At 66.2% G+C, this 6,000-nt stretch carries 6 protein-coding genes; 1 reads left to right on the top strand and 5 read right to left on the bottom strand.

The window, feature by feature from the left end; all coding sequences use genetic code 11:
* Nucleotides 1–909, top strand: a 909-nt coding sequence (ilvA, locus tag PSK12I2_RS0113800) for a threonine ammonia-lyase, biosynthetic (protein ID WP_027598870.1), incomplete at its 5' end; no start/stop codon positions are given.
* Between the two features lie 221 nt (nt 910–1,130).
* Here the strand turns inward: ilvA and PSK12I2_RS0113795 are convergent.
* From PSK12I2_RS0113795 to adhP, 5 genes are all read right to left on the bottom strand, one after another.
* Nucleotides 1,131–2,192 (bottom strand): DUF748 domain-containing protein, encoded by a 1,062-nt coding sequence (locus PSK12I2_RS0113795; RefSeq protein WP_027598872.1) that lies wholly within the window; start codon nt 2,190–2,192, stop codon nt 1,131–1,133.
* 468 nt (nt 2,193–2,660) lie between these two features.
* Nucleotides 2,661–3,188: an inorganic diphosphatase gene (gene ppa / locus PSK12I2_RS0113785; RefSeq protein ID WP_007161198.1), complete on the bottom strand. Its 528-nt coding sequence runs from the start codon at nt 3,186–3,188 to the stop codon at nt 2,661–2,663.
* A 51-nt stretch (nt 3,189–3,239) separates the two neighbouring features.
* Nucleotides 3,240–4,076, bottom strand: a complete 837-nt coding sequence (locus tag PSK12I2_RS0113780; RefSeq protein ID WP_027598869.1) for a zinc-dependent peptidase — start codon at nt 4,074–4,076, stop codon at nt 3,240–3,242.
* Nucleotides 4,077–4,080: 4 nt separating this feature from the next.
* Nucleotides 4,081–4,728 carry a DedA family protein gene (locus tag PSK12I2_RS0113775; protein ID WP_007161196.1) on the bottom strand — a complete coding sequence of 216 codons (648 nt, stop codon included), beginning with the start codon at nt 4,726–4,728 and terminating at the stop codon, nt 4,081–4,083.
* Between the two features lie 175 nt (nt 4,729–4,903).
* Nucleotides 4,904–5,935: an alcohol dehydrogenase AdhP gene (gene adhP, locus PSK12I2_RS0113770; RefSeq protein ID WP_027598868.1), complete on the bottom strand. Its 1,032-nt coding sequence runs from the start codon at nt 5,933–5,935 to the stop codon at nt 4,904–4,906.
* Between the last annotated feature and the right edge of the window lie 65 nt (nt 5,936–6,000).

The following is a 6,000-nucleotide window of genomic DNA, read 5'->3' as shown; positions in this document are numbered from 1 at the left end:
GAACCGGACGATTCCAACTGCCTGCAGCAGGCCATGGCCGCCGGTGAGCGGGTGGTGCTGCCGCGGGTGGGGCTGTTCGCCGACGGCGTGGCCGTGGCCCAGATCGGCCACCACACCTTCGAGATCTGCCGCCGTTATGTCGACGAGGTCATCACCGTCAGCTCGGATGAGATCTGCGCGGCGATCAAGGACATCTACGACGATACCCGCTCCATCACCGAGCCCTCGGGCGCCCTGGGCGTGGCGGGGATCAAGAAATACGCCGAGCGGGAAGGTTCGAGCGGCCAGGTGCTGGTGGCCATCGACTCCGGCGCCAACATCAATTTCGATCGGCTGAGACACGTGGCCGAGCGCGCCGAACTGGGCGAGCAGCGCGAAGCCATCATCGCCGTGACCATCCCCGAACGGCCGGGCAGTTTTCGCGCCTTCTGCGAGGCCCTGGGCCGGCGGCAGATCACCGAATTCAATTACCGCTACCACACTGGCGAAGAGGCCCATATCTTCGTCGGCGTCCAGACCCATCCCCAGCGCGATCCGCGCGACGCCCTCATCCAGGGCCTGCGCGACCAGGGTTTCCCGGTGCTGGACCTGACCGACAACGAGCTGGCCAAGCTGCATATCCGCCACACCGTGGGTGGTCATGCCGCGCGGGTCGGCCAGGAGCAGGTGTTCCGCTTCGAATTCCCCGAGCGCCCCGGGGCGCTGTTCGACTTTCTCGAAAAGCTGGGCGGGCGCTGGAACATCAGCATGTTCCACTACCGCAACCACGGCGCGGCGGACGGGCGGGTGTTCGCGGGGTTGGAAGCCAGCCAAGCCGAGCGGGAAGAGCTGCTGGCGACCCTGGATGCCATCGGCTATCGCTATTGGGACGAGACGGAGAATCCGGCGTATCGGTTGTTCATTGGATAGACCGAGTCAGAGGGATCGCGGCCATGGCGGTCCGCAAATGTGGTCAATTCCGGAGATTGGAGTATCGCCAAATCGTGGCCATGGGCCGCTCCTACCTCGTACCTACGGTCACACCTGAGCCTGTAGGAGCGGCCCATGGCCGCGATTGGCACTGGGGCCTATCAGTGGAAAACGCTGCGCGGTTTTCCACGCTACGAAGCCCGGGCACAAGACGCCGGACCTCAATCCGCGTCGTAGCGGGCGCTGAAGGCCCGCACGAAGGCGTTGCGCAGGATATTGAAGAAAGCCTGCAGCGGGCTGATGTCCTGATCCTTCACGCTGCCGGAGAGATCCACCCGGGTGGCGAACTGGTCGCGGGGCTGGTTCTTGAGCAGCGTCTGGGCGGTGCCGACCACGGCTTCCCAAGCGCTTTCCAGGGCGTTCTTGTTGCGCTTCTCGACGTCCTGCTGCCAGTCGAAGATGTCGACGTTCTTCATCAGGGGTTTGACGTAGCCGCTGAGCCGGCCGTCCACCGCCTTGGCTTCCACCACCACGTCGCCGCTACCGGCGCGGAAGTCGAACTTGCCATAGGCGCGGGCGAAGTCGTTGAGCTTGGGCAGGTCGATGTCGGTCACGCGCAGACGGAAGTCGAAGTCGGTGAAGTCCTTGAAGGGATCGAAGCGGGCACTGGCTTCCAGCGGCGCGCTGCCGAGCACGGCGGCCTTGCCTTCGAAGTGGGCGATGCGTTCGCCCTGGGCGTCGGCGGCGTTGGTCAGGTTGTAGAGGCTGGCGTTGACGTCGGTGGCCGCCAGATTCACCTGGGGCTTGGAATTGAAGTTGCGGAAGGTCACCCGTCCATTGACCACCCGCACCTCGTCGAGGGTGATGGAGATCAGCTTGTCGACCTGGTCCTGCCAGTCGGTGCCTTCACCGGTCTGCGACTGTTCCTTGCGCGCGCCGCCGTCGACGAAGTTGAGTTCGGGGCGATCGAAGAGGATGCGTCCGACGATGGCATGGTCCCGCCACAACGAGCGCCAGCTCACCGCGATGTCGATGCTGGGCGCCTTGAGAAAGGGCACCGGCACCTTGCCGTTGACCTTGACGATCTCCAGCCCCTCGATGCGATAGGCGCCGCGCCACCAGGCCAGGTCCACGTCGGTCACCTGGCCGCGGTAGTCGCCCATGTCCGCCAGCTTGTCGTTGAGGTAATGGCGGATCAGCAAGGGCGCGGCCAGGTGCAGGCACAGCAGCAGGACGATCAGGCCGATGAGGATATAAAGCGGCAGGCGCAGACGACGGGACATGACGGTGGCTCGGGACAAACTTCGTCCCCGGTCGACCCTGGGCGCCCCGCATGAGTTTCTTGCGACCAGGTGTGACGGGAGGAGCCGGTCGCTGCGCTGGCAACGAAGGGCTCTGGCTTGCCGCCTGGCGAACACCAGACCTCGGCGCCGGTCGTCGGTCTGCTGGGCCTGGCTGAGCACTGCTCGAATCGCAGACGCAAAAAAGCCGGCTTGTGGCCGGCTTTCGAGGGCGGGTTGAGCTGATTTTTGGTGAGCCCGGCCCGCCCGGGTTGCCCTTGCCGGGCAGATGAGAAAGAGGCCTGGGGCCTCCGGCGGCGATCGGCAGATGGCGGATCGGCGCAGGGTCGCGGATGGCGACGAGGGATGCAGGGTAGTCGCTTTGCCGCCGGATAGGAAGCCCGGCGTGGCCGCTGTGACGTCCGTAAACAGAAAAGCCCGGCGAACCGGGCTTTGCGACAGCGGCGTGGATCAGCCCTTGTAGGCGGCCACGGCCTTGGTGATCTCGGCGCGGGCGGCGTCGGCATCGCCCCAGCCCTCGACCTTGACCCACTTGCCCTTCTCCAGATCCTTGTAGTTCTCGAAGAAGTGCTTGATCTGCTCCAGCAGCAGGGCCGGCAGGTCGGTGTATTCCTTCACGTCCTTGTACAGGACGCTCAGCTTGTCGTGGGGGACGGCGATCAGCTTGGCGTCACCGCCGGCTTCGTCGGTCATGTGCAGCACGCCGACCGGACGGGCGCGGATCACGGCGCCGGGAGCGACCGGGTAGGGGGTCACGACCAGCACGTCCAGGGGATCGCCATCGTCGGCCAGGGTGTTGGGGATGTAGCCGTAGTTGGCCGGGTAGAACATGGGTGTGGCCATGAAACGGTCGACGAAGAGGGCGTCGCTGTCCTTGTCGATCTCGTACTTGATCGGCGCGTGGTTGGCCGGAATCTCGATGGCGACGTAGATGTCGTTCGGCAGGTCTTTGCCGGCGGGAATCTTGCTGTAGCTCATGAACGGGTCCCTCTGGTCGGTTGGGAAAAGTGGCCGGGAGTATAGGCGCTTTCAGATCGGGGTTCGAGCCTCGGACCCCGGGGGTGTCGGCTGTTGCACGCTCGCCAGGCTGACGGCGAGACGCTGGCGCGGATCCTGGCGGAACAGCTGCTGCAGCTGGGCATAGACCGCCGGATAGTGTTCGCCGAGCAGGTCGGGCGCGCTGAAGAAGTACTCGCAGGCGACGGCGAAGAATTCCTCGGGGCTTTCCGCCGCATAGGGATCGAGCGCGGTCTCGGCGTCCGGATCGGCGTCGAGCTGGCGATTGAGGTCGTCATAGGCGTGCTGCAGGGCGCCGGTCCAGGCCGCCTGGGGCATGCCAGGGTGCAGCGGTGGTTGGCCGTTGCACAGGCCGCCGGCGAGCAGGTCGAGGAGGTGGGCGAATTCGTGGATGACCAGGTTGTAGGCCTCCCAGCCACCACTGGCCTGGATGCCGGGCCAGGCCAGCACCACCTGGCCGCGATCCCAGGCTTCGCCGTCGCGCTCCTCGTCCCATTCGTGCTCCAGGCCGCCCTCGTCGCGATGGCGCTGGGGACTGACGAAGGCGTCCGGGTAGACGACGATCTCGCGGACATTGCGATAGAGCGCCGCTTCCGGCAGGTGCAGCAGCGGCAGCAGGGCCTGGGCGGCCAGCAAGAGGCGGTCGCCGTCGTCCAGTTCCAGACCCTGGAGCAGGGTAAGGCGCTTCTCGGCGAGAAACAGCACGCAGTGCTCGCGCAGCCAGGCGTCTTCCGCGACGGTCAGGCCATCGAGGATCGGCAGGCGCTGACGCAGGCGCGCCCAGAGCTCGTCGGCGATGGCGACCCGCGCAAGCAGGCGCCGCTCGCGCCAGGCGCGCCAGAAACCCAAGGACTCAGACTCCGCTCTGGACCGCGGCGCGTCGGCTCTTGATCAGGCCGAGGATCATCGGCAGCAGGGAGATGCCGATGATGGCCAGCACCATCAGGGTGAGATTCTGCTTGATGAAGGGCACGTTGCCGAAGAAGTAGCCCAGGCTCACCAGACCGCCGACCCAGAGCAGCGAGCCGAGCACGCTGTAGGCCAGGAAGTAGGGATAGTGCATGCGGCCGACGCCGGCCACGAAGGGGGCGAAGGTGCGGATGATGGGCAGAAAGCGCGCCAGGGTGATGGTCTTGCCGCCGTGGTGCTCGTAGAAGGCCTGGGTGCGCAGCAGATAGTCGCGGCGGAACACCTTGGAATGGGGATTGCTGAACAGCTTGTCGCCGGCGAAGCGACCGATCAGGTAGTTGGTGCTGTCGCCCGCCACCGCGGCGAACATCAGCAGTCCGGCCAGCAGATAGGGGTCCATGTCGCCGAGGGCGGAGAGCGCGCCGGCGATGAACAGCAGGGAGTCGCCGGGCAGGAAGGGCATGACCACCAGGCCCGTCTCGCAGAAGATCACGGCGAAGAGAATGGCGTAGATCCAGGTGCCGTACTGGGCGACCAACCCGCTGAGATAGACGTCGAGGTGCAGGATCAGATCGATCGGGTTGAATTCCATGGGGCGTGCCTACCGTGGTTGCGAGGGTCCGGCGGCGATTATAAAGGCAGCCGGGACCGGATTTTGTGGCCTGGTCGAGATCGGCGCCGGGAAAAAACGCCAGCCGCTCAGAGGTCAGGGTAGGGCAAAGGTTCAGTCCCGCGCCCGGATGGGCGCGGGAGTGGCGAGCCAGGTCTCAGCTCAGCGCCATGTCGATCACCACCCGACCCTCGATGCCGCCCTGGTGCATGCGGGCGAAGATGTCGTTGATGTTCTCCAGCGGTTCGGCGCTCACCGTGGCCTTGACCTTGCCCTCGCCGGCAAAGTCCAGCGCCTCCTGCAGGTCCAGGCGGGTGCCGACGATGGAGCCGCGCACCGTGGTGCCGTTGAGCACCATGTCGAAGATCGACAGCGGGAAGTCGCCCGGCGGCAGGCCATTGAGGGCGATGGTGCCGCCGCGGCGGGTCATGCCGATGGCCTGTTCGAAGGCCTTGGGCGAGACCGCCGTGACCAGGGCGCCGTGAGCGCCGCCGATCTCCTTCTTGAGGTAGGCCGCCGGATCCTGCTCGCGGGCGTTGACCGTGACCTCGGCGCCCAGCCGGCGGGCGAGGTCGAGCTTCTTGTCATCCACGTCCACCGCCGCCACGTTGAGGCCCATGGCCCGGGCGTACTGCACCGCCATGTGGCCAAGCCCGCCGATGCCGGAAATCGCCACCCAGTTGCCCGGCTTGGTATCGGTCATCTTCAGGCCCTTGTAGACGGTGACCCCGGCGCAGAGGATGGGCGCGATCTCGACGAAGCCGACGTTGTCCGGCAGGCGGCCGACGTAGCCGGCGTCGGCCAGGGTGTATTCGGCGAAGCCGCCGTTCACCGAGTAGCCGGTGTTCTGCTGGGATTCGCAGAGGGTCTCCCAGCCGCCCAGGCAGTGCTCGCAGTGGCCGCAGGTGGAATACAGCCAGGGCACCCCGACCCGGTCGCCTTCCTTGACGTGGGTGACCCCGGCGCCCACCGCCACCACATGGCCGACGCCTTCGTGGCCGGGGATGAAGGGCGGATTGGGCTTGACCGGCCAATCGCCCTGGGCGGCGTGCAGGTCGGTGTGGCAGACGCCGCTGGCGGCGATCTTGACCAGTACCTGGCCGGCACCCGGGGTCGGCACCTCGACTTCGCGGAATTCCAGGGGTTTGCCAAAGGCGGTGACGACAGCGGCTTTCATTGTTTTGGGCATGACGAGTCCCTCATGGAGGCATGATGCGTGGATGAAGCCAGACGGGGCCTGCGCCGGGACGCACC

The sequence above is a fragment of the Pseudomonas sp. MOIL14HWK12:I2 genome (assembly GCF_000510745.1).
GTDB lineage: Bacteria > Pseudomonadota > Gammaproteobacteria > Pseudomonadales > Pseudomonadaceae > Chryseomonas > Chryseomonas oryzihabitans.
The sequence above is the reverse complement of the archived record's forward strand: the minus strand, read 5'-3'. Positions and strand labels throughout refer to the sequence as shown.

What these genes read in the sequence shown, in the direction of transcription:
- PSK12I2_RS0113795 (WP_027598872.1), bottom strand. Translation starts at nt 2,192, where the DNA reads ATGTCCCGTCGTCTGCGCCTGCCGCTTTATATCCTCATCGGCCTGATC.
- ppa (WP_007161198.1), bottom strand. Translation starts at nt 3,188, where the DNA reads ATGAGCTACAGCAAGATTCCCGCCGGCAAAGACCTGCCGAACGACATC.
- PSK12I2_RS0113775 (WP_007161196.1), bottom strand. Translation starts at nt 4,728, where the DNA reads ATGGAATTCAACCCGATCGATCTGATCCTGCACCTCGACGTCTATCTC.
- adhP (WP_027598868.1), bottom strand. Translation starts at nt 5,935, where the DNA reads ATGCCCAAAACAATGAAAGCCGCTGTCGTCACCGCCTTTGGCAAACCC.